The organism is Streptomyces sp. NPDC052109, from assembly GCF_040680195.1.
Classification (GTDB): domain Bacteria; phylum Actinomycetota; class Actinomycetes; order Streptomycetales; family Streptomycetaceae; genus Streptomyces.
In genome coordinates, this window is the sequence record NZ_JBFAWF010000001.1 from 587494 (window position 1) to 609066 (window position 21573).

A 21573-nucleotide genomic window follows, 5' to 3' on the forward strand; every position below is an offset into this window, starting at 1 on the left:
CGCACCGTGACCCCGTCGCACACGATGACCGGAGAGGAACCGGAACACCTCACCCAGGCCGCGCGCCGTCAGGCCCAGGTCGACCCCCTCGCCGCGCTGCGCCGGCCCGGCGACCCGCCCTGGGACGTCTATCTGACGGGCACGGTCTTCCTCGACATCGTCTTCACCGGTCTGGACTCGGCGCCCGTGCGCGGCACCGAGTCCTGGGCCCGGGGCATGGGCTCGAGCCCCGGCGGGGTAGCCAACATGGCCACGGCCCTCGCCCGGCTCGGCCTGAGGACCTCCCTCGCGGCGGCCTTCGGGGACGACCACTACGGCGAGTACTGCTGGGACGCGCTCTCCCAGGGCGAGGGCATCGATCTGACGGCGTCGCGGACCGTGCCCGGCTGGCACTCCCCGGTGACCGTGTCCATGGCGTACGAGGGCGAGCGGACGATGGTGTCCCACGGGCACGAGCCGCCGCCGGAGGAACCGGCCCCGGACTGCCCGCCCCGCGCGCGTGCGGCCGTGGCCTCGCTGACGCCGGGTACGCGTGCGTCGTGGATCGCGCAGGCCGCGCGGGAGGGGGCGCGGATCTTCGCGGACGTCGGCTGGGACGACACCGGGGCGTGGGATCTGGCCGGACTCGCCGATCTGGAGCACTGCGAGGCGTTTCTGCCGAACGCGGAGGAGGCGAAGCGGTACACGGGGGCCGACTGCCCGCGGCTGGCCGCGCACGCGCTGACCGAGTACGTGCCGGTGGCTGTGGTGACCCTGGGGTCGGAGGGGGCGTACGCGGTGGACCGGCGGACGGGGGAGGCGGCGGAGGTGCCGGCGATCGCCGTGGAGGCGCTGGATCCCACGGGGGCGGGGGACGTGTTCGTCGCCGGGTTCGTGACGGGATCGCTGGCGGGGTGGCCGCTGGCGGACCGCCTGGCCTTCGCCGGGCTCACGGCGGCCCTGTCGGTGCAGGAGTTCGGGGGGTCGCTGTCGGCGCCGGGGTGGTCGGAGATCGGGGCGTGGTGGCGGCGGGTGCAGTCGGTGCCGGGGCAGGAGCCGGCGGCGCTTCGCCGGTACGGCTTTCTGGACGGGCTTGTTCCGGAGGAGCTGGACCGGCCGTGGCCGTTGCGTCGTGCCGTGCCCACCATCGGGTTCCGCCGGTCCAGCTGACCGACCGGGGGTCTCCACCCCTCTGGACCCCCGTCTCCCACCCACTCGTCCGTGTCCCGGGTCTCGGAGGGGTTCGGCTCGGTCGGGTGGGGCGCGGGTCTTGTCGGCGGACAGCCGGGAGGTGGCCCTCTCCAGTGGCACCGGCCGGGCCCGCGGGGTGTGATCAGTCGGAGAGGTGGGCGCCGAAAAGGCCTACGGGCTTGTCGGTGCACCGTCGTACCCTGGAATCGCGAGGCCGCCCTCAGCTACGCGGCCGTGACGAGGAGGAAGCGCAGGCCTTCAGCGCCGGCCCATGACACAGACACCCACAGCTCACACCCCCGCGCAGGAGCAGGCGAGAGCGCAGTTCACCGTCCCCGCCCAGCACCCCATGGTGACCGTGCTGGGTTCCGGCGACTCCCTCCTGCGTGTGATCGAGAAGGCCTTCCCGGCGGCCGACATCCACGTCCGGGGCAATGAGATCAGCGCGGTCGGCGACCCCAGCGACGTCGCCCTCATTTCGCGCGTGTTCGACGAGATGATGCTGGTGCTCCGCACCGGGCAGCCGATGACGGAGGACGCAGTGGAACGCTCGATCGCCATGCTCAAGGCGAGCGAGAACGGGACGAGCGACGGCCCGGAGACCCCGGCGCAGGTGCTGACGCAGAACATCCTGTCCTCGCGGGGCCGCACCATCCGCCCCAAGACCCTCAACCAGAAGCGGTACGTCGACGCGATCGACAAGCACACCATCGTGTTCGGCATCGGCCCGGCCGGTACCGGAAAGACCTACCTGGCCATGGCCAAGGCCGTCCAGGCCCTGCAGTCCAAGCAGGTCAACCGGATCATCCTGACCCGCCCCGCGGTCGAGGCCGGGGAGCGGCTGGGCTTCCTGCCCGGCACGCTCTACGAGAAGATCGACCCCTACCTGCGCCCGCTGTACGACGCGCTGCACGACATGATCGACCCGGACTCCATTCCGCGGCTGATGGCCGCCGGGACGATCGAGGTAGCGCCGCTCGCCTACATGCGTGGCCGCACGCTCAACGACGCCTTCATCATCCTGGACGAGGCCCAGAACACGAGCCCCGAGCAGATGAAGATGTTCCTCACCCGCCTCGGCTTCGACTCGAAGATCGTGATCACCGGTGACGTGACGCAGGTCGACCTGCCGAACGGCACCAAGAGCGGTCTGCGGCAGGTGCAGGAGATCCTCGAAGGGGTCGAGGACGTCCACTTCTCCCGGCTGTCGTCCCACGATGTCGTACGGCACAAGCTGGTGGGCCGTATCGTCGACGCGTACGAGCAATACGACAGCAAGTACGGCACCGAGAACGGCACCCACAAGGGCGGCCGGGGCAAGACCGGCGCCAAGGTCACCAAGGGGAAGTAGACCAGCACGACCATGTCGATCGACGTCAACAACGAGTCCGGTACCGAGGTCGACGAGCAGGCGATCCTCGACATCGCCCGCTACGCACTCGCGAGGATGCGCATCCACCCGCTCTCCGAGCTCTCGGTGATCGTCGTGGACGCCGATGCCATGGAGCAGCTGCACATCCAGTGGATGGACCTGCCCGGGCCGACCGATGTCATGTCGTTCCCGATGGACGAGCTGCGGCCGCCGTCCAAGGACGACGACGAGCCGCCGCAGGGGCTGCTCGGCGACATCGTGCTGTGCCCGGAGGTCGCCGCCAAGCAGGGGGCGGAATCCCCGACGCAGCACTCCATGGACGAGGAGCTGCAGCTGCTCACCGTCCACGGCGTGCTGCACCTGCTCGGCTACGACCACGAGGAGCCCGACGAGAAGGCCGAGATGTTCGGGCTCCAGGCCGCCATCGTGGACGGGTGGCGGGCCGACCGCGGGCTGACCGGGCCGTCGCCGGCGCCGACCGTCTCGTAAGCGGCCGGCATGTCTCCGCAGATCGTGGTCGGCGCGATCGCGCTGGTCGTCGTCGCCTGGCTCGCCGCCTGCGCGGAGGCGGGCCTCGCCCGGGTCTCCAGTTTCCGCGCCGAGGAGGCCGTCAAGTCCGGGCGGCGCGGCAGTGCCGGGCTCGCGCAGGTCGCCGCCGACCCCACCCGCTATCTGAACGTGGCCCTGCTGGTCCGCGTCGCCTGCGAGATGGCGGCCGCGGCCCTGGTGACGTACGCCTGCCTGGAGGCGTTCACCTCCACCTGGCAGGCCCTGCTGGTCGCCATCGGGGTCATGGTCCTGGTGTCGTACGTCGCCGTGGGCGTGTCGCCGCGCACCATCGGCCGGCAGCACCCGCTCAACACCGCGACCGCGGCGGCGTACGTCCTGCTGCCGCTGGCCCGGATCATGGGGCCGATCCCCTCGCTGCTGATCCTTCTCGGCAACGCCCTCACGCCCGGCAAGGGCTTTCGGCGCGGGCCGTTCGCCTCCGAGGCCGAGCTGCGCGCCCTGGTCGACCTCGCCGAGAAGGAGTCGCTGATCGAGGACGAGGAGCGCCGTATGGTGCACTCGGTCTTCGAGCTGGGCGACACGCTGGTGCGCGAGGTCATGGTGCCGCGCACCGACCTGATCACCATCGAGCGCTTCAAGACCATTCGGCAGGCCCTCACCCTCGCCCTGCGCTCCGGGTTCTCGCGGATCCCGGTCACCGGCGAGAGCGAGGACGACATCGTCGGGATCGTGTATCTGAAGGACCTGGTCCGCAAGACGCACATCAACCGGGAGGCGGAGGGCGACCTGGTCTCCACCGCGATGCGCCCCGCCGTCTTCGTGCCCGACACCAAGAACGCCGGTGACCTGCTGCGCGAGATGCAGAAGGAACGCAATCACGTCGCCGTCGTCATCGACGAGTACGGCGGCACGGCCGGGATCGTCACGATCGAGGACATCCTCGAGGAGATCGTCGGCGAGATCACCGACGAGTACGACCGCGAACTCCCGCCCGTCGTCCAGCTGGGCGGCGACCGCTTCCGGGTCACCGCCCGCCTCGACATCACGGACCTCGGCGAGCTGTACGGCCTGGAGGAGTACGACGACGAGGACGTGGAGACCGTCGGCGGACTGCTCGCCAAGGCCCTCGGCCGCGTACCCATCGCGGGCGCCTCCGCCGAGGTCGAACTGCCCGACGAGCGCCGGCTGAAGCTGACCGCGGAGGCCGCGGCCGGACGCCGGAACAAGATCGTGACGGTCCTGGTCGAACCGGTCCCCGTACCGGCCGCCGAGGAGGCGAGACCCGAGTGACCCCGGAGGAGCTGCGCGCCTTCTGCCTGTCCTTCGACGCGGTCGTGGAGGACTTCCCGTTCAACCCGGAGACGTCGGTCTTCAAGGTGCTGGGCAAGATGTTCGCCCTGACGAACCTGGGCGCGCGGCCTCTGACGGTCAACCTCAAGTGCGACCCGGAGGACGCGGTCCGGCTGCGCGGGGAGCACCAGGGCCTGATCATCCCCGGCTGGCACATGAACAAGCGGCACTGGAACACCGTGACCGTCGACGGGGAACTGCCGAAGCGGCTGGTCCGCGAGCTGATCGAGGACTCCTACGACCTCGTCGTCGCGGGTCTGCCGAGGGCGGAGCGACTGCGGCTGGACCGGCCGTAGACCCGATGGCCCGGGGCGGCGTGGCGCCCTTCCCGTCGTCGAGCGGAGACACGCGCGGCCGTGTGTGGTGCACACGGCCGCGCGGAGCGTGATCGTTCAGTCCTCGGACCGACCCCGGCGCAGACCCAGTCCGACCAGCACGGCGGCGGCCAGGACCACGCCCGCGTCCAGGGCGAGTACCGTGTGGAGGCCGGTCAGCAGGTCGTGCGAGGTGGTGGCCAGCACACCCAGCAGCGGGATGCCGACCGTGATGCCGACCTGCTGGGTGGAGGTCACCAGGCCGGTGGCCAGGCCCTGCTCCTCGTCCGGGACCCCCGAGGTGACGGTCAGGCCGTAGGAGATGATCGCGCCCAGGTGGCACATGCTCGCCAGGGACACGGCGGCCGCGGCGAGCCAGACCGACCGGACGTGGGAGTTCAGCAGGAGCAGCGTCGCGATCAGCGCGCCCTGGCCGGTCAGCGAGCCGACCAGGGTGCGGCGGTCGCCGAAGCGGCCGATCACCTTCGGGGCGAGCGAGCCCGCGATGGCCGACAGGACGCCCTGGACACCGAAGACCAGGCCCGTCTCGAAGGCCGACAGGCGCAGGATCTCCTGCAGGTACAGGGTCAGGACGAAGATGACGGTGGACATCATCGAGAAGGTGACCAGGCCACCCACGTTCCCCCAGGCCACCGTGCGGCGGCGCAGCATCGGCAGCGAGACCAGCGGAGCGGTCGTACGGGACTCGACGACCGTGAACACGGTCAGCAGCAGCAGACCGGCGGCCAGGGTGACGAGGACGTCGGCGCGTCCGAAGCCGTGGTCGGCCGCCGTGGACAGGGCGTAGATCAGGGACAGCAGACCGGCGGTGACGGTGACCGCGCCGGGCACGTCCAGGCGGGGACGCTCCGGGGTGCGCGACTCCGGCAGCAGGCCCGGCGCCAGCGGCAGCACGATCAGCGCGAACACCGACAGCAGCGCCATCGTGGAGCGCCAGCCGAGCGCGTCCGTCAGCATGCCGCCCGCGACCATGCCGACGGTGAAGCCCAGCGACAGGAGGGTGCCGGAGATGCCCAGGGCGCGGTCGCGGGCCGGGCCCTCCGGGAAGGTGGTGGTCAGCAGGGACATACCCGTCGGGACGATCGCCGCCGCGCCGAGGCCCTGCAGCGCTCGCCCGGCCAGGAGGGACGCGGGGTCCCAGGCCAGGGTCGCCAGCAGCGAGGCCGCGCCGAACAGGGTCAGGCCGGCCAGGAACACCTTCCGGCGGCCGTACAGGTCGCCGATGCGGCCGAAGAGCAGCAGGAAACCGCCGGAGGGCAGCGCGAACGCGGTGACCGCCCACTGCAGGGCCGAGCGGCTCATGCCGAGGTCGGTGCCGAGCTCGGGCAGGGCCACGTTCAGGACCGAGAAGTCCAGCGCGACCATGAACTGGGCCGCGCACAGCACGAACAGGACGAGCTTGTCACGCGTCGACAACCGGGGCGGCCGGGGGGTGTCGAGCGGTGTGCCCGTGGTGGGGGTGGGTTGGGTGGTGGTGTCGATCGCCATGTCTCGAGCATCGGGCGTCCGGAATACCGGTGGGGAGTCGCAACTTATGGTGGTGGTGGCACCACCAGACACGACGGGGGAGGAGCGGTACGTGCCCGCTGCTGAGGCGACGAGAAGTCAACGGCGTGAAGAGCTGCGCGAGTTCCTGATGAGCCGGCGGGCCCGGGTCAGCCCCGAGGAGGCCGGGCTGCCCGTGGGCGGCGGCCGGCGCCGTACGCCCGGACTGCGCAGGGAGGAGGTCGCGGTGCTCGCCGGGGTGGGCGCTTCCTGGTACCAGTGGCTCGAGCAGGGGCGGGAGATCTCCGTCTCGCCGTCGGTGCTCGACGCGGTGGCTCGGGTGCTGCGGCTGAGCGACGCCGAGCGCCGGCATCTGTACCTGCTGGCCGGGATGAATCCGCCGGCGCCCGTGATCCCGCAGAACCAGCGGAACATGTGCGACGGGCTGCGGCGGCTGATCGACACCTGGATGCCGTATCCGGCGCACATCATGGACCTGTACTACAACTGCGTGATGTACAACGACGCGGCCGCGATCGTGCTCGGCATGCGGCCGGACATCACGCAGAACTGCCTCGTGGACTTCTTCACCGATCCGCTGTACCGGTCGCGCAGCCACAGCTGGGAGCGGAACGCGCGTACGGTCGTGGCGCAGTTCCGGGCGGCGTGTGCGGCACGGCCGGACGACGAGGGTTTCCGGACGGTGCTCGCCGAGGTGAGCGAGGCCAGCGCCGAGTTCCGGGGCATGTGGGCGGAGCGGGACATCGAGGACCAGGGGCAGATCCGCAAGGAGCTGGAGCATCCGCTGGTCGGGCTGCTGGTCGTGGAGTCCACGGTGATGAAGGTGCCGGCCCGGCCCGATCTGATGATCGTGCTGCACACTCCGCTGGATGAGGCCAACACCGCTGCGAAGCTGGAGTGGCTGGCGTCTCCGGAGGGACGGCGGGGCGCGATGTACCCCGTGGCGGGGTGAGCGGGCCCGGGCTTCGTATGCTCTGGGCATGACCGAGAGCAACGCGCTTGACCCCGAGGACCGCAAGATCGTGACCCTGGCCCGTTCCGCGCGGGCCCGCAACGCCGTGCCGGAGGGGGCGGCCGTACGGGACGACACCGGGCGTACGTATGTCGCCGGGTCGGTGTCGCTGCCCTCGCTGAAGCTGAGCGCGCTCCGCACGGCCGTTGCCATGGCGGTGGCATCGGGGGCGGCGTCCCTGGAGGCGGCGGCGGTCGTGAGTGACGTGGAGTCCGTGGCCGACGAGGACTTGGCCGCCGTTGCCGACCTCGGGGGTGCGGGGACGCCGGTACTGCTGGCCGGTGCCGACGGCGTCGTCAGGCTCACCGTCTCGGCGGGCTGAACCCGCCCACCCGGCCGAACGAAAGGTCGGCTGGAATTCAACCTTGTTGTGTTCTTGCCCTTGCGCATCAATGAAGCCGTACGTTCCGACGGGCCGTCAGATCCGCACCGCCGACGCAGTGTGTCCGCACCCGCCTGCTCAGGCCTCCCCGCCCGCCGGTGTCCCCCCACACGGCACTCCCCACACGAAAGGGAAGCGGATCCCCATGAGAGGCAAGCGCACGGCAATGGGTGCGGCACTGGCCGCCGGGGCCCTCGCGGTCACCGGACTCGCCTTCGCACCCTCGGCGGCCGCCGTCACCCCACAGTCGGCGACCATCACGGCGAGCTGCGGCATCTTCGGCGGCGGTACGGCCACGCTCACCGCCACCCAGAGCGGCACCTCGGCCACCGTCACCCTCACCTCCTCCGCGATCACCGCGCCGGTCGCGGTGGCGCAGGACTCCATCTCCTCCACCCTGACCCTGGCCAAGGCCGGCGGCGGCTCGGTCGTGTTCAGCGGGACGAAGAACCCCGCCATGAACACCGGTGACCCGGTCAGTGTCGGCCCGCTCCCGGGCACCGTCGCCTCCGGTGACAGCCTGGACGCCTACGGCGGCTCGCTGAAGATGGTGATCTTCGGAGTCACCGTGACGTGCACGGCGAACGGTCCGCAGTCGCCCGGCCCCTTCGTCTTCGACTGACCGGCCCGAGCGATCTGTTCCGGTTCCGGCCGGAAGCCCCGTGGATGCCGCAGAAACTGATGATCCGTCAGGTTTCTGCGGCATCTCCATTGACTTCTCACTCCCGCTCCACATCAATGCCCCCTGTCGGCGCAGACGAGCCGCTGCGCCCGCAACCCTCAGGAGGGGGCCCCATGGGTTCGACACCCCCAAGACCACGAAGATCCCGTCGATGGCGCTGGGCGTCACTGTTCGGGGCGACCGCGCTCGCGGTCACCGCGGGCGGCGCGCTGGCCTGTCCGGCCGGCGCCGCCGGTGCCAACGTGGACTTCGCCACGCACTGCATCCCGCCCGCGGTGGCGGGACTGCCGCCGATCGACGGCACCACGACCGCCAGTGTCTCGGTGGACAACACCAGCCCGAAGGTCGGCGACACGGTCACCGTGACGTACACCGTGGTCACCGCCGCCGCGTCCAACCCCACGGACCTGGCCCTGCCGGCCGACATCATGACCCCGACCGGGAAGGTCACCCTCGGGGGCGCGCAGACGGGGGACGTCACCGTCGCCGGGCCGAAGAAGAATCCGCCGGTCGCGGGGAAGGCCGCGTTCCCGTCCTTCTCGATGACCGGCACGTTCACCGTCACCAAGGCCGGGCGGATCACCCTCTCGCCCGGCGACTACAACATCCACACCAGCTACATCCTGGAGCTGGACACCCCGTGCACGGTCACCAACCCGCCCGCCCCGGTGTCGGAGACGGTGACGGCGGCCGATGGCCCCCCGGCCAACACCCGTGCCATCGCGCTGAGTTCGGCCTCCGGTGACCCCGGCGCCGGTGTCACGGTCAACGGCACGAACTTCACGCCGGGCGCCACCGTCACCCTGGCCGGCCGGTCCGGGGACCGGCAGACGGCGGACACCGCCACGGTGACCACGAACGCGCAGGGCTCCTTCAGCGGTTCGCTGGTCGTCAACGACAAGACGACGACCGGGATCGTTGCCTACGAGGGCGGCTCCTGGACCGCGGACAAGGGGGCCGGGCCCGCGGCCTACGTCGTCAACGACAACACGCCCGTCCCTCCCGGCAGTCAGAAGCTGACGACCACCGTCAAGGCGGGCACGCTGTCCATGTCCCAGGCCGGGGACTCCGTCGCGCTGTCGTCGGTCGACTTCGGCAAGGGCGGGGCCTCGACGGGCAAGCTGCAGACGGTGACCGTCCAGGACTTCCGCGGCGGGCCCGCGGGCTGGTCCCTGACCGGCAAGGTCACCGACTTCACCGGTCCCGGCGGCAAGATCGACGCCGGGAAGCTGGGCTGGACCCCCGCGTGCGCGACCAAGGCGGGCAGCCCCAGCACTTGCAAGGCCGGGTCGGCGGGCACCGTGGGTGCCTCGGGAGCGACGCTGGCGTCGGCCTCCGACGGCACACTCACCGGCGGTGAGTTCACCGTCGACGCCGGGCTCTCCCTGGACGTACCGGCGTTCACGCCTCCGGGCTCGTACTCCGGGGTGCTGACGCTGACGCTCACCTGAGCGTACGGGCGCCCGCACCCGCCCGTTCCCCCTTGCCGTACACCGCATTCGCCCGTGCTCGTCCGTGCCAGTCCGTGGGGGTCCGCACCCATGCGCAAGCTGTACGTCCTCCTCCTGGGCCTGCTGCTGACCTGGCAGGCCGCGCCCGCCCACGCCGCCGACAACGGCAGCTGGTCCGTCTACCCCGTCGCCTCGAAGATCGCCGCGCGGCCCTACTTCTACCTCTCCGCCGGCCCCGGCCAGACCCTCACCGACAAGGTCGCCGTCCAGAACAAGACCGGCAGGCCGCTCACCTTCCGGCTCTACGCGGCCGACGCCTACAACACCGCGCGGGACGGCGGGTTCGCCGTACGAACCCTGCAGGAGCGGATGCTCGGGGTGGGTGCCTGGGCCCGGCTCGAGACGTCCCGGGTCACTGTGCCCGGGCACGGGACCGTCACGGTGCCTTTCACGCTGCACGTTCCGGACGGGGCCGAGCCCGGTGACCACCCGGGTGCCATCGTCGCCCTGGACGAGCGGGTCGCACCCGGCAGCGGGCGGCTCGCGCTCGGTGTGCGGCAGGCCGTCGGTGCCCGGGTCTATCTGCGGGTCGGCGGGCCGACGCTGCCCGCCCTCTCCGTGGGACAGGTGCACATCAGCCACCACCAGCCCCTGATCCCGGGGCTCGGCACCAGCACGGCGACCGTCACCTACACCCTGCGCAACACCGGAAACGTCACCCTGGACCCCAAGGTGGAGCTGACGGCGCATGGGCTGTTCGGCCGTACGCTGCTCGACCGCGAGCTGAGCCGGGTGCCGTCCGAGCTGCTGCCGGGACAGCGGGTCCGGCTCACCGAGACCTGGCGCGGGGCGCCCCAACTCGACCGGGGCACCGTCACGTTGACCGCGAGCGCGCCCGGCACCCGGCAGTCGGCGAGCGCCTCCTTCCTCGCCCTGCCCTGGCTGGTCGCGGCGCTGGGGTTCGCCGCGGGCGTGGTGACCGGGGTGCTGCTGGTCAGAGCGCGTCGGGGCCGCGTTCGCCGGTCCGCACGCGTACGACCGTCTCCACGGGCACGGCCCACACCTTCCCGTCCCCGATCTTCCCCGTCTGCGCGGCCCTGACGATCGCGTCGATCACGGCGTCGGCGTCGGCGTCCTCCACCACGACCTCGATCCGCACCTTCGGCACCAGGTCGACGCGGTACTCGGCCCCCCGGTACACCTCGGTGTGACCGCGCTGCCGGCCGTAGCCGCTCGCCTCGGTCACGGTCAGACCGTGCACCCCCAGCTCCTGCAGGGCGGTCTTGACCGCGTCCAGACGGTACGGCTTGACGATCGCGGTGATGAGCTTCATGCCTGGGTGTCGACCTTCTGCGTGCTGGTGCCGGTGAGGACGGAGTGGGAGACCGGGGCGCCGTGGCCCAGGACGCCGTGATCGTATGCCGTCTCGGCGTGCACCGTAAGGTCCAGCCCGGTGTGCTCCTGCTCCTCGCTCGCGCGCAGGCCCATGGCCTTGTCGAGCAGCTTGCCGAGGCCGAACGTCACCCCGAAGGCGTACACCGCGACGACCACCACGGCCAGCAGCTGCCTGCCGAGCGGGGCGAGCCCGCCGCCGTAGAAGAGGCCCTGCGTGCCACCGGTCATCGCCTTCTCGGCGAACAGGCCGATCAGCAGCGTGCCGATGATGCCGCCGACCAGGTGGACGCCGACGACGTCCAGGGAGTCGTCGTAGTCCAGCCTGAACTTCCAGCTCACCGCGTAGGAGCAGACGACACCGGCGGCGAGGCCGACGACGAGGGCGCCGAGCAGGGAGACCGTGCCGCAGGACGGGGTGATCGCGACCAGGCCGGCCACCGCGCCGGAGGCGGCGCCCAGGGTGGTGGGGTGCCCGTCCCGCTTCTGCTCGACGAAGAGCCAGCCCAGCAGGCCGGTGCAGCCGGCGGCGAGGGTGTTGAGGAAGGCCGCGGCGGCGAGACCGTTCGCGCCGAGCGCGCTGCCCGCGTTGAAGCCGAACCAGCCGAACCAGAGCAGGCCGGCGCCCAGGATCACCATGGGCAGGTTGTGCGGGCGCATGGCGTCCTTCTTGAAGCCCAGGCGCGGCCCGAGGACCAGGCACAGGGCGAGCCCGGACGCACCGGAGGTGATCTCGACGGGCAGACCGCCCGCGAAGTCGAGCGCGCCGAGCTTGTCCGCGATCCAGCCACCCGGACCCCACACCCAGTGCGTCACCGGAACGTATACGAGCAGTGCCCACAGCGGTACGAAGACCAGCCAGGCGGAGAATTTGGTGCGGTCGGCGACCGCGCCGCTGATCAGTGCGGCCGTGATGATCGCGAAGGTCAGCTGGAAGGTGGCGAAGAGGAGGGTGGGGACGGTGCCGTGCACGCTGCCGGGCCCGAGGTGGGCCATTCCGGCGTGCCGGAGTCCGCCGATGAGTCCCCCGAAGGCGTCGTCGCCGAAGGCGAGGGAGTAGCCGGCCACGAGCCACACCACCGTGACCAGGGCGATCGACACGAAGCTCATCATCAGCATGTTGAGGACGCTCTTCGCGCGGACCATGCCGCCGTAGAACAGGGCCAGGCCCGGGGTCATCAGCAGGACGAGGGCGGTGGCGGCGAGCAGCCAGGCGGTGTCGCCGGTGTTCACGTGCGCGGCGGCGAGGGTCACGGGCGTCTCCAACGGTGTGGGGGCTCGTCAGAGGGTCACCGGTGCGCGTTTCCGGCCGTGTACGAGTGTGTTTCCGTGACGTTTCATTGCCTGAGGGTTACCGAAACCTCACGGTGCGGCCGGGGCTCGTGGATCAGGGAGAATGGTCGCCATGAGCGTTCGTACCCAGTCATCCGAGCGGTCCGGCGAGACCGTCCACCGCGCCGGCTTCGCCTGCTTCGTGGGCCGCCCCAACGCGGGCAAGTCCACCCTCACGAACGCTCTGGTGGGGCAGAAGGTGGCGATCACCGCCAACCAGCCGCAGACGACGCGGCACACGGTACGGGGGATCGTGCACCGGCCCGACGCCCAGCTGATCCTGGTGGACACCCCCGGGCTGCACAAGCCGCGCACGCTGCTCGGCGAGCGGCTCAACGACGTCGTACGCACGACGTGGGCCGAGGTCGACGTGATCGGCTTCTGTCTGCCGGCGAACGAGAAGATCGGTCCCGGTGACCGCTTCATCGCCAAGGAGCTGGCCGGGATCAGGAAGACCCCGAAGGTCGCCATCGTCACCAAGACCGACCTGGTCGACTCCAAGGCCCTGGCCGAGCAGCTGATCGCCATCGACCAGCTGGGCAGGGACCTGGGCATCGAGTGGGCCGAGATCGTGCCGGTGTCGGCGGTGGGCGCCAAGCAGGTGGACCTGCTGGCGGACCTCTTGATCCCGCTGCTGCCGGAGGGGCCCGCGCTCTACCCCGAGGGTGATCTGACGGACGAGCCCGAGCAGGTCATGATCGCGGAACTCATCCGTGAGGCCGCGCTGGAGGGCGTGCGCGACGAGCTGCCGCACTCGATCGCCGTGGTCGTGGAGGAGATGCTCCCGCGCGAGGACCGTCCGGCGGATCGGCCCCTCCTCGACATCCACGCCAACGTCTACATCGAGCGCCCCAGCCAGAAGGGGATCATCATCGGGCCCAAGGGCAAGCGGTTGAAGGAGGTCGGGATCAAGTCGCGCAAGCAGATCGAGGCGCTGCTCGGGACGCCGGTCTTCCTGGACCTGCACGTCAAGGTGGCCAAGGACTGGCAACGGGACCCGAAGCAGCTCCGCAAGCTGGGCTTCTAGCCGCTTTCCCACCCACCCGTCTCACCCGGCCGAGACACCCTGTCACGGGGCTGCGCCCCGGACCCCCTGCGGCAGGTGAGACGCCACGCGGTCAGGACCTGCCGGGCGAGAGATCCTGCAACCCCACCACCCGCAGCAGCTGGAGCCGCTCGTGGGACTCCGTGCCCGGGCGGGCCGTGTGGAGGACGAGCTGGTGGCGCTGGTCGTCGCTCAGCAGGATCTCGCAGTCCAGTTCCAGCAGGCCCACCACCGGGTGCCGGAAGCGCTTCGTCGAGCTGCGCCGTACCGCCACCTCGTGCCGGTTCCAGAGGCGGGCGAATTCCTCGCTGCCGCCGCGGAGTTCGGCCACCAGGGCGGCCGGTTCGGGGTCGCCGGGCCGGGCGGCGGCGACGGCGCGCAGGTTCGCCACGTGCACGCGCGCGTGTTCCGGCACGTCCTCCGGTGGGAAGAGCTCGCGTCCCGCCGGATCCAGGAAGAAGCGGCGGAGCATGTTGCGCTCGCGGGGCGGGCGGCTCAGCACGTCTCCCGACAGGGCCCTGGACATCGCGTTCTGCGCGAGCACCTCCCCGCAGTCCGACACCACGAGCGCCGGGGCGTCGTGCAGCCGGTCCAGGACCAGCAGCAGTCCGGGGCGGACGTGCGAGGACGTGGTCTCCCGGCGGGGCGGCTCCTCGCCCGTCAGATGGAAGAGGTGGTCCCGTTCGTCGTCGGTCAGGCGCAGCGCCCGGGCCAGCGCCGTGAGCATCTGGCGGGACGGCCGCGGGCCCCGGCACTGTTCCAGCCGGGTGTAGTAGTCGACCGACATGCCCGCCAGCGAGGCCACCTCCTCCCGCCGCAGCCCGGCGGTACGGCGCCGGGCGCCGGGCGTGAGGCCCACGTCGGACGGGTCCAGGCGGGCCCGGCCGCGGCGCAGGAAGTCGGCGAGTTCGTCTCGGTTCACCCCTTCAGGGTGGAGCAGACCGCAGGGCTTATCCAGGGAGTGCCGGTCCCCTGATCGGAAGGTCTCTCCCGGCCGGCGCGGCGCCGTTCGACAGTGGTGGCACAGGCCGAGAGGAGCAGAGGATGCTGACACTGGTGACGGGCACGACGGGGCAGGTCGGACGGCGTTTCGTGCCGAGGCTGCTGGCCCAGCGGCGGCCGGGCGAGGAGGTACGGGTCCTGGTGCGCGACGCGGAGCACGGCGAGCGCTTCGCGGAACTCGGCGCCCAGGTGGCGGTCGGCGACCTGCGGGACGCGGAGGCGCTCGGCAAGGCGGTGGCCGGGGCGGACGCGGTCGTGAACATCGCGGCGTCCTTCCGCGGGGTGCCCGACGAGGAGGCGTGGGCCGTCAACCGGGACGCGGCCGTGGCGCTGGGCCGGGCCGCGCTGGCCGCGGGCGTGCGGCGGTTCGTGCAGGTCAGTACGGGGCTGGTGTACGGAGTCGGGCGGGGCCGTCCGCTGACCGAGGACGACGAGACCCGGCCCGGCGGCGCGATGTGGGGCGCCTATCCCGAGTCCAAGGCGGCGGCCGAGAAGGAACTGCTCGCGCTTGAGGGCCTGGAGGTGCGCGTGGCCCGGCTGCCCTTCGTCTACGGCGAGGGCGACCCGCACCTCGCCCAGTCCCTGCGCTGGGCCACGCACTGGGCGCCCACCCAGCGACTGCACATGGGCCACCACGCCGACGTCGCCCAGGGGTTGCTGCGCCTGCTGCACGCACCGGCGGTGCGCGGCCCGGTCCACAACATCGCCGACGACGCCCCCGTCACGGCGGTCGAACTGCACCGGCTCAACGGCGTCGAGGTGCCCGCCGACATGTACGCCCGGACCGACCCGGACCCGTGGCTGGTGATCATGTCCACCGAGAAGATCCGCCGTGACCTGGGCTACCGCCCCGTCCACCCGAGCGTGTGGGCGGCCCGGGACGCGGGGGCGCTGTGATTCGGGGCGTAGCCCGTCCTCAGTCCACCCCCCGGATCCGCCCCACCAGCACCGCCCCGGCCAGCCCGATCACCGCCGCGACCAGGTACAGCACCCGGTAGCCGCCCAGATAGGTCACGATCGGCGCGGCCAGTGCGGGGGCGGCCACCTGGGGCAGCGCGTTGGCCACGTTGATCACGCCGAGGTCCTTGCCCCGGTCCAGCGCCTTCGGCAGGACGTCCGTCATCAGGGCGAAGTCGACGGAGGTGAACACGCCGAAGCCGACGCCGAGGACGGCCGCCGCCACGACCGCGCCGGGCCAGGTCTGCCAGCCGGCCAGGCCCGCCGTCGCCACCGCCATCAGCACGCCCGACCAGACGACGAACGGCTTGCGCCGGCCCACCCGGTCCGACCAGACGCCCCCCGTCACGACGGTCGCCGTCAGCGTCAGGCTGTTGACGGCCGTCAGGATCAGTACGCCCTGGTCGGGGTCGGAGTAGTGCAGGCGGTCGCGGAGGTAGTAGAGGAGGTACAGCAGGACCAGGGAGTTGCTGAGGTTGATCAGGAAACGGGTCAGCCAGGCCCAGCCGAGGTCGGGATGGCGGCGCGGGCTCAGCCAGAAGCCCGCCAGGAAGCCGCGCCAGGACCACGGCGGGCGGTCCTGCCGCGGCAGGCGCAGATCCGCGTGGCGCAGGACGTACGGCAGCACGCCGGCCGCCGTGAACACGGCGCACGCCGCATACCCGGCCCCGGTTCCGCCCGCCACGGTCGCGAGGCCGGTGCCGCCGACCACGCCCAGGATCTGCGCGGCCCCCAACCAGCCGCCCACCGAGCCCCGTTGGGCCCGGGGCACCCGGTCCGGCACGGCCGCCGTCACGGCCGCGAACGCCGCGTTCAGGGTGAGCTGAACCAGGCACCAGCCCGCCGCCAGGGACCACACCCCGTCCGCCCGCGCGAGCAGCACCAGGGACAGCGCCCCGCCCGCCGACCCGGCCAAGATCCACGGCGTACGGCGGCCGGAGGGGGCGGTCGTCCGGTCGGACAGGGCGCCGAAGAACGGGTTGGCGAGCAGGGAGACCACCGCGCCGGCACCGGTCACCCAGGCCAGCATCGTCTCCTTGGACATCCCGGAGCCGGGCGCGAAGTCCCCCGCCTGGGCGGCGAGCAGGATCTGCAATGGGCCGAACCAGCCCACCCAGATCGCTCCGTTGGCCAGGGCGAGGGCCGCCGTCCAGCCCCGGCCGACCGGTTCGACGGGCTCGGCCAGTGCGGCCGGCGTGCGGCCCGTGGGCGTCTCCGTACCGTCATCGCGCGCTGTCATCCCGCGCCGTCATCTCTGGGCCCGGAGCATGTCCCGGAACCAGTGGTAGGAGGCCTTCGGGGTGCGCTCCAGCGAGGCGTAGTCCACGTGTACCAGGCCGAAGCGGCGGGCATAGCCCTCGGCCCACTCGAAGTTGTCCATCAGGGACCACACGAAGTAGCCGCGCACGTCCACGCCGGCCTCCAGCGCGGTGTGCAGGGCGCGGACGTGGGCGTCCAGGTAGGTGATGCGGTCCTGATCGTCGAGGCCCTCGTAGGAACAGCCGTTCTCGGTGATGACGATCGGCGGGAGCCTGTCGCCGTACGTGTCGCGGAAGCCGCACAGCAGCTCGGTCAGGCCCTCCGGGACGACCGGCCAGCCGAAGTCGGTCACCGGGCGGCCCTCGATCTCCTTTACGGAGAAGGGGAGTTCGGCGGGCAGCGCCAGGCCGCCGTACTCGCTGTCGGCGTCGCCGGGCGCGCCCACCCGGGTCGGCGCGTAGTAGTTGATCCCGTACCAGTCGACGGGCTCGGCGATGACCTCGAGGTCGGCCGCCACGTCGCCGGGCATCAACGCGTCCATTCCCTCCGGGTACGCGCCGAGGATGACCGGCTCGGCGAACAGGCGGTTGAGCAGGACGTCGTAGAAGCCGGCCGCCTCCCCGTCCGCGGGGTCGGCGGAGGCGGGCCAGGTGGGGCCGTGGGAGTTGGCGATGCCGATGTCCGTCGCTCCGGCCGCGCGCAGCGCCCGTACCGCGAGACCGTGGGCGAGGAGCTGGTGGTGGGCTACCGGGAGCGCGTCGAAGAGCAGCCGTCTGCCGGGGGCGTGGGCGCCGAGGGCGTGGCCCAGGAGGGTGTGCTCGGCGGGCTCGTTGAGGGTGATCCACGTGGTCACGCGGTCGCCGAGCCGCTCGGCCACCACGGACACGTAGTCGGCGAACCGGGCCGCGGTGTCCCGCTGGAGCCAGTCGAGCGAGGCCGGCAGGTCCCAGTGGAAGAGGGTGGGTACGGGCCGTACTCCCGCCGCGCACAGCTCGTCCACCAGGCGGTCGTAGAAGTCCAGGCCGCCGGGGGAGTTGACGCGGGGCCAGGAGATCGAGAAGCGGTAGGCGTCCACGCCGAGGCCGGCCAGGAGGGCGACGTCCTCCCGGTGGCGGTGGTAGTGGTCGCAGGCCACCGCCGCGGTCGAACCGTCCTTCACCCGCCCCGGTTCGGCCGTGAACTCGTCCCACACGGACGGCTCTCGTTCCCCGGCCGCCCCTTCGATCTGATGGGCGGAGGTCGAGACACCCCACAGGAAGCCGTCCGGGAAGCGGGGTATCGGGTCGCCTGCGTCAGTCGCCATGGCCGGATCATTCCCAGCCGGCGTTACCGCTGGTAAGTATTCACGACTTATCCACATCTCATCACATGTTCATCGCAGCTTATTAATGATCTCCCCATATCCGGAAGGGGTGGGTGGCGGTAAATCGGTTCATAGTGACGGCGGTTGCGCGTATATACCGGGTAAATCGCCCAAGTTCCCCTGTGTCTGGCGATTGATCGAATGGTGCGGACGCAAGTACGTTCCCGGTCTTGTTTCATCGTCAACTAGTCGATCAGGGGGAGCCATGGACCTTCTCTCGCTCTCGCCCGCGCGCCCCGCCCCCGAGGGCGCACCCGTCCCGGCCGAGCACGCCGCCGCCCCCGTGGCCGTGGTGGGCCTGGGGTACGTCGGCCTGCCCACCGCGCTCGCCCTGCTGGCGGGCGGCAACGAGGTGGTCGGCATCGACGTCAGCGAGGCACGGCTGGCCGCCATCCGCAGCGGTGACGTCGACCTGCTGCCGAGCGACCACGGCCGGCTCACCGCCCACCAGGACGATCCGCGCTTCACCCTGACCGCGGACCCCGCCGCCATCCAGCGGGCCCGCACCGTGGTCGTCTGCGTGCCCACCCCCGTCGACCGGCACCTCGTCCCCGACCTGAACGCCCTGTCCGCCGCCTGCGCCGCGGTCGTGGCCCACGCCGTGCCCGGGCAGCTGATCATGCTGACCTCCACCACCTACGTCGGCACCACCCGCGAACTGCTCGTCGAGCCGCTCACCGCGCGCGGATTCCGGGTGGGCACCGACGTGTTCGTGGCCTTCTCGCCCGAGCGCATCGACCCGGGCAACGCCCACCACGCCCAGGACGCGACGCCCCGCGTGGCCGGCGGCACCAACGACCTCACCAACCGCCTGGCCGAGGCGGTCCTCGAGCGCACGGCCCCGGCCGTGCACCTGCTGCCCTCCGCCGAGCAGGCCGAGATGACCAAGCTGTGGGAGAACACCTTCCGCGCCGTCAACATCGCCCTCGCCAACGAGTTCGCCGAGGACTGCCGGGAGCTGGGCCTGGAGCCCATGCCGATCATCGAGGCGGCGGCCACCAAGCCGTACGGCTTCATGCCGTTCTACCCCGGCCCGGGCGTCGGCGGGCACTGCATCCCCTGCGACCCGCACTACCTGCTCTGGCAGTTGCGCGCCCGCCGGGTCTCCTCGCCGCTCGTCGACGCCGCCATGACCGCGATCGCCGGCCGCCCGCGCCGGGTCGTGCAGCGCGCCCGCGAGCTGCTCGCCGAGCACGGCAGGCCCGTCTCCGGCGCGCGCGTCCTGGTCGTCGGCGTCGCCTACAAGCCCGGCGTCGCCGACCTGCGCGAGTCCCCGGCGCTGGAGATCATGGAGGAGCTGGCGGCCGACGGCGCCAAGACCGAGTTCTTCGACCCGCTGGTTGCCTCCCTGCGCCTGGGCGCCGCCGTGCACACGAGCGTGGCGGACCCGGCCGGCCAGGACTGGGACCTCGTCCTGGTCCACACCCTGCACCCCGGCGTCGACCTCGACTGGCTCGCCGCACAGCCGCTGGTGCTCGACGCCACCTACCGGCTCGACTCCGTCACCGCCAAGGCGGTCGTGTGAGCAACGGAGCACACCGCTCGCCGGGCGGCGAGTGGCGGTACGAGGACATGCCCCGCGAACAGCACGGCCGGGGTGGGGAAGACGCCATGGCGTACGTCGACGAGGCCTTCGGGAGCTGGAACGGCGCCACCACGCAGGACAGCGCGCCGTACCGTCCGGGCGGCGCCACGCCGTACGGCTCCGGGGACAGGGCGGCGTACGACCCCGGACCCGCGACGCAGTACGGAGATCCGCCCGGACCCCCGACGCCGTTCGAACCCGTACCCGGGTTCGCGTACAGCACCGCCTCCGCCCCGGCCCGCGTCAACACCCTTGACGCCGAGGCGACGTCGGTCGGCCCGGCCGCCTTCACCGCACCGCCCACCCGCCCCACCGCGTCCCCCGTCCCCCTGCCCCGGCTGCGCTCGGCGCGCCGCCACCGGCCCGGGTTCCTGCGCCGCTGGCTGGACCGGCAGGACCCGGCGATCCGGCACGCGGCCCGGCGCGTCCTGACGCTGCTGTGCCTGCTGCCGCTGCTGCTGATCCTCGCCCGTGAGGCGCCCCGGCTGGCGCAGAGCCCGCTGGTGCTCGGCTACGGCTTCACCGTGCTGATCGGCACCATCGCCATGCTCTACATCGCCTACAGCCGCTACGACGACCCCTCGGAGCGGCAGCTGCGGCGCCGCCCCCGCGCCAAGGACCTCGCCGCCTTCCCGGCCCTGCCCTCCGTGCCCCGCGTCTCCTTCCTGCTCGCGGTGAAGGACGAGGAGGAGTGCATCGAGGAGTGCGTGCGCTCCATGGCCGGCAGCGCGTACCCGGACCTGCAGATCGTCGTGGTCGACGACCTCTCCGAGGACGGCACGAGGGACGTGCTGAGCCGGCTCGAGGCCGAACTCGGCATCACCGTCATCTACCTGGAGAAGAACCTCGGCAAGAAGCACGCCCTGGTGCGGGCCTGCGAGATCGCCGACGGTGACGTCATCGCGTTCACCGACTCCGACTGCATCCTCGCCCCGGACGCGCTCGCCCGTTGTGTCCGCGCCCTCGTCACGCACCCCGAGCTGGGCGCGGTCAGCGGTCACGCCCGCGCCCTGAACGCGGCCGACACCTTCTTCACCAAGGCCCAGGACGTCTGGTACGAGGGCCAGTTCCGGGTCGCCAAGGCCGCCGAGTCGACCTTCGGCTCGGTGACCTGTGTCTCCGGACCGCTGGCCGTGTTCCGGCGTGACGCCGTCTACAACTACCTGCCCGCCTGGGCCGGCGACCGCTTCCTCGGCGCACCCTTCCGGTTCGCCACCGACCGCCAGCTCACCGGCTATGTGCTGGGCCAGCGCTGGCGCGGCAAGGCCCTCAAGCGTCGCTACGCCGACTCCCCGTTCGTCACCGCGCAGGACTACCCCGAGCGGGCCTGGCGGATCGGGTACGTGCAGTCGGCGAAGGTGTGGACGAACGTGCCGGCCCGTTTCAAGCCGTTCATGAAGCAGCAGATCCGCTGGAAGAAGAGCTTCATCCGGAACCTGTTCTTCACCGGCTCCTTCATGTGGCGCCGCGGCTTCGGCCCGGCCGCCCTCTACTACGGACACGCCCTGTGGGTGGTCGCCGCGCCGGTCATGGCCTTCCGGCACCTTTTGTGGGCACCGCTGCACGGCGCCGCCTTCCTCACCCTGCTGTACATCTGCGGAGTGATCCTCAAGGGCTGTGTCTGGGGGCTCGCCTTCAAGATCGACAATCCGGGTGACGGCCGCTGGCGGTACCGCCCGCTGATGAGCCTGCTGTCCGCGCTGATCCTGGCCTGGCTGCTGCCGTACTCCTTCGCCACCATCCGGCGCGGCGTGTGGGCCCGGGGGGCGAACTGATGAAGCGCCCGCCCCTCGTGCTGCGGCTGCTCGCAGCCCTGCTGACCTCCGCCGTGGTGTGCGGCGTCTACCTGATCGTGCTGACGAGAGGA

Annotated in this window: 20 protein-coding genes; 14 read left to right on the plus strand and 6 right to left on the minus strand. The window is 71.7% G+C overall.

Features of this window, described 5'->3' with window-relative positions:
- Window positions 1-24: 24 nt before the first annotated feature.
- From AB0L59_RS02675 to AB0L59_RS02695, 5 genes are all read left to right on the plus strand, one after another.
- A complete protein-coding gene (locus AB0L59_RS02675; protein WP_365579481.1) occupies window positions 25-1149 on the plus strand; it encodes a PfkB family carbohydrate kinase in 1125 nt (374 codons plus the stop codon).
- Between the two features lie 292 nt (window positions 1150-1441).
- The gene (locus tag AB0L59_RS02680) at window positions 1442-2521 is read left to right on the plus strand and encodes a PhoH family protein (protein WP_365578423.1); all 1080 of its coding nucleotides are present in this window, start codon (window positions 1442-1444) and stop codon (window positions 2519-2521) included.
- A 12-nt stretch (window positions 2522-2533) separates the two neighbouring features.
- The gene (ybeY, locus tag AB0L59_RS02685) at window positions 2534-3031 is read left to right on the plus strand and encodes an rRNA maturation RNase YbeY (RefSeq protein WP_365578425.1); all 498 of its coding nucleotides are present in this window, start codon (window positions 2534-2536) and stop codon (window positions 3029-3031) included.
- A gap of 9 nt (window positions 3032-3040) precedes the next feature.
- On the plus strand, window positions 3041-4342 hold the full coding sequence (locus AB0L59_RS02690; protein WP_365578427.1) for a hemolysin family protein: 1302 nt from the start codon (window positions 3041-3043) through the stop codon (window positions 4340-4342).
- Window positions 4339-4698, plus strand: coding sequence for an MmcQ/YjbR family DNA-binding protein (locus AB0L59_RS02695; RefSeq protein ID WP_365578429.1), 360 nt, complete (start codon window positions 4339-4341; stop codon window positions 4696-4698). The genes AB0L59_RS02690 and AB0L59_RS02695 overlap by 4 nt, the downstream gene beginning before the upstream one ends.
- Before the next feature lie 96 nt (window positions 4699-4794).
- Here AB0L59_RS02695 and AB0L59_RS02700 read toward each other — a convergent pair whose 3' ends face one another.
- Window positions 4795-6225 (minus strand): MFS transporter, encoded by a 1431-nt coding sequence (locus tag AB0L59_RS02700; RefSeq protein ID WP_365578431.1) that lies wholly within the window; start codon window positions 6223-6225, stop codon window positions 4795-4797.
- 148 nt (window positions 6226-6373) lie between these two features.
- On the opposite strand from AB0L59_RS02700, the gene AB0L59_RS02705 reads away from it, so the two are divergent.
- The 5 genes from AB0L59_RS02705 (at window position 6374) to AB0L59_RS02725 (ending at window position 10871) form a co-directional block, all read left to right on the plus strand.
- Complete coding sequence (locus AB0L59_RS02705; RefSeq protein ID WP_365579483.1) at window positions 6374-7195, plus strand: helix-turn-helix transcriptional regulator; 822 nt, start codon at window positions 6374-6376, stop codon at window positions 7193-7195.
- Window positions 7196-7223: 28 nt separating this feature from the next.
- Window positions 7224-7577 (plus strand): cytidine deaminase, encoded by a 354-nt coding sequence (locus tag AB0L59_RS02710; protein WP_365578433.1) that lies wholly within the window; start codon window positions 7224-7226, stop codon window positions 7575-7577.
- Between the two features lie 205 nt (window positions 7578-7782).
- A complete protein-coding gene (locus AB0L59_RS02715; protein WP_365578435.1) occupies window positions 7783-8259 on the plus strand; it encodes a hypothetical protein in 477 nt (158 codons plus the stop codon).
- A gap of 173 nt (window positions 8260-8432) precedes the next feature.
- A complete protein-coding gene (locus tag AB0L59_RS02720; protein WP_365578437.1) occupies window positions 8433-9770 on the plus strand; it encodes a beta-xylosidase in 1338 nt (445 codons plus the stop codon).
- A gap of 90 nt (window positions 9771-9860) precedes the next feature.
- Window positions 9861-10871: a DUF916 domain-containing protein gene (locus AB0L59_RS02725; RefSeq protein WP_365578439.1), complete on the plus strand. Its 1011-nt coding sequence runs from the start codon at window positions 9861-9863 to the stop codon at window positions 10869-10871.
- Here the strand turns inward: AB0L59_RS02725 and AB0L59_RS02730 are convergent.
- Window positions 10765-11103 carry a P-II family nitrogen regulator gene (locus tag AB0L59_RS02730; RefSeq protein ID WP_365578441.1) on the minus strand — a complete coding sequence of 113 codons (339 nt, stop codon included), beginning with the start codon at window positions 11101-11103 and terminating at the stop codon, window positions 10765-10767. The genes AB0L59_RS02725 and AB0L59_RS02730 overlap by 107 nt on opposite strands.
- Entirely contained in the window at window positions 11100-12416 is a 1317-nt protein-coding gene (locus AB0L59_RS02735; protein ID WP_365578443.1) for an ammonium transporter, read from the minus strand. Before AB0L59_RS02735 ends, AB0L59_RS02730 begins: the two co-directional genes overlap by 4 nt.
- A gap of 151 nt (window positions 12417-12567) precedes the next feature.
- Between AB0L59_RS02735 and era the strand changes: the two genes are divergently transcribed.
- The gene (era, locus tag AB0L59_RS02740) at window positions 12568-13521 is read left to right on the plus strand and encodes a GTPase Era (RefSeq protein ID WP_365578445.1); all 954 of its coding nucleotides are present in this window, start codon (window positions 12568-12570) and stop codon (window positions 13519-13521) included.
- Window positions 13522-13612: 91 nt separating this feature from the next.
- Here the strand turns inward: era and AB0L59_RS02745 are convergent, their stop codons facing one another.
- Window positions 13613-14461, minus strand: a complete 849-nt coding sequence (locus AB0L59_RS02745; protein ID WP_365578447.1) for a helix-turn-helix transcriptional regulator — start codon at window positions 14459-14461, stop codon at window positions 13613-13615.
- A gap of 122 nt (window positions 14462-14583) precedes the next feature.
- On the opposite strand from AB0L59_RS02745, the gene AB0L59_RS02750 reads away from it, so the two are divergent.
- The gene (locus tag AB0L59_RS02750) at window positions 14584-15438 is read left to right on the plus strand and encodes an NAD-dependent epimerase/dehydratase family protein (RefSeq protein WP_365578449.1); all 855 of its coding nucleotides are present in this window, start codon (window positions 14584-14586) and stop codon (window positions 15436-15438) included.
- Window positions 15439-15457: 19 nt separating this feature from the next.
- Here AB0L59_RS02750 and AB0L59_RS02755 read toward each other — a convergent pair whose 3' ends face one another.
- Both AB0L59_RS02755 and AB0L59_RS02760 read right to left on the minus strand, forming a co-directional pair.
- Window positions 15458-16738: an MFS transporter gene (locus AB0L59_RS02755; protein ID WP_365578451.1), complete on the minus strand. Its 1281-nt coding sequence runs from the start codon at window positions 16736-16738 to the stop codon at window positions 15458-15460.
- Window positions 16739-16747: 9 nt separating this feature from the next.
- The gene (locus tag AB0L59_RS02760; RefSeq protein ID WP_365578453.1) at window positions 16748-18061 is read right to left on the minus strand and encodes a GH1 family beta-glucosidase; all 1314 of its coding nucleotides are present in this window, start codon (window positions 18059-18061) and stop codon (window positions 16748-16750) included.
- Between the two features lie 265 nt (window positions 18062-18326).
- Between AB0L59_RS02760 and AB0L59_RS02765 the strand changes: the two genes are divergently transcribed.
- Both AB0L59_RS02765 and AB0L59_RS02770 read left to right on the plus strand, forming a co-directional pair.
- Complete coding sequence (locus AB0L59_RS02765) at window positions 18327-19646, plus strand: nucleotide sugar dehydrogenase (protein ID WP_365578455.1); 1320 nt, start codon at window positions 18327-18329, stop codon at window positions 19644-19646.
- Window positions 19643-21481 carry a glycosyltransferase gene (locus AB0L59_RS02770; protein ID WP_365578457.1) on the plus strand — a complete coding sequence of 613 codons (1839 nt, stop codon included), beginning with the start codon at window positions 19643-19645 and terminating at the stop codon, window positions 21479-21481. The genes AB0L59_RS02765 and AB0L59_RS02770 overlap by 4 nt, the downstream gene beginning before the upstream one ends.
- Window positions 21482-21573: the final 92 nt, after the last annotated feature.

Coding starts and splice junctions, on each gene's coding strand:
- AB0L59_RS02675 (WP_365579481.1), top strand. CDS start 25: ATGACCGGAGAGGAACCGGAACACCTCACCCAGGCCGCGCGCCGTCAG.
- AB0L59_RS02680 (WP_365578423.1), top strand. CDS start 1,442: ATGACACAGACACCCACAGCTCACACCCCCGCGCAGGAGCAGGCGAGA.
- ybeY (WP_365578425.1), top strand. CDS start 2,534: ATGTCGATCGACGTCAACAACGAGTCCGGTACCGAGGTCGACGAGCAG.
- AB0L59_RS02690 (WP_365578427.1), top strand. CDS start 3,041: ATGTCTCCGCAGATCGTGGTCGGCGCGATCGCGCTGGTCGTCGTCGCC.
- AB0L59_RS02700 (WP_365578431.1), bottom strand. CDS start 6,225: ATGGCGATCGACACCACCACCCAACCCACCCCCACCACGGGCACACCG.
- AB0L59_RS02705 (WP_365579483.1), top strand. CDS start 6,374: ATGAGCCGGCGGGCCCGGGTCAGCCCCGAGGAGGCCGGGCTGCCCGTG.
- AB0L59_RS02710 (WP_365578433.1), top strand. CDS start 7,224: ATGACCGAGAGCAACGCGCTTGACCCCGAGGACCGCAAGATCGTGACC.
- AB0L59_RS02715 (WP_365578435.1), top strand. CDS start 7,783: ATGAGAGGCAAGCGCACGGCAATGGGTGCGGCACTGGCCGCCGGGGCC.
- AB0L59_RS02720 (WP_365578437.1), top strand. CDS start 8,433: ATGGGTTCGACACCCCCAAGACCACGAAGATCCCGTCGATGGCGCTGG.
- AB0L59_RS02725 (WP_365578439.1), top strand. CDS start 9,861: ATGCGCAAGCTGTACGTCCTCCTCCTGGGCCTGCTGCTGACCTGGCAG.
- AB0L59_RS02730 (WP_365578441.1), bottom strand. CDS start 11,103: ATGAAGCTCATCACCGCGATCGTCAAGCCGTACCGTCTGGACGCGGTC.
- era (WP_365578445.1), top strand. CDS start 12,568: ATGAGCGTTCGTACCCAGTCATCCGAGCGGTCCGGCGAGACCGTCCAC.
- AB0L59_RS02750 (WP_365578449.1), top strand. CDS start 14,584: ATGCTGACACTGGTGACGGGCACGACGGGGCAGGTCGGACGGCGTTTC.
- AB0L59_RS02755 (WP_365578451.1), bottom strand. CDS start 16,738: ATGACAGCGCGCGATGACGGTACGGAGACGCCCACGGGCCGCACGCCG.
- AB0L59_RS02760 (WP_365578453.1), bottom strand. CDS start 18,061: ATGGCGACTGACGCAGGCGACCCGATACCCCGCTTCCCGGACGGCTTC.
- AB0L59_RS02765 (WP_365578455.1), top strand. CDS start 18,327: ATGGACCTTCTCTCGCTCTCGCCCGCGCGCCCCGCCCCCGAGGGCGCA.